Genomic DNA, 246 nt, shown 5'->3' with positions numbered 1-246 from the left:
GGCCTGCTGGCGTTGATCCTCGCTCCCGAGTGCTACCTTCCCCTCCGGGAGTTGGGCACCGCCCACCACGCCAGTGATGACGGGCGTGCAGCGCGGGAAACAACCAACGCTGTACTCAACGCTCCCAGCCAGCACCCCGTGACCGCTGCCGAGAACGGTGCGCCGCTCGCCGACGTCGTAGTGACAGGGCTGTCGGTCACCTACGCCGGCATGAGCCAGGCCGCCGTCGGGCCGCTGACCTTCACC

The 246-nt window shown here is 69.1% G+C and carries 1 pseudogene; it reads left to right on the top strand.

The window, feature by feature from the left end:
• Window positions 1–246: pseudogene (locus SB764_RS43590) on the top strand (hypothetical protein); the annotation flags it as partial.

The organism is Paraburkholderia sp. SIMBA_027 (genome assembly GCF_046535315.1).
GTDB classification, from domain to species: Bacteria; Pseudomonadota; Gammaproteobacteria; order Burkholderiales; family Burkholderiaceae; genus Paraburkholderia; species Paraburkholderia tropica.
The sequence above is the reverse complement of the archived record's forward strand: the minus strand, read 5'-3'. Positions and strand labels throughout refer to the sequence as shown.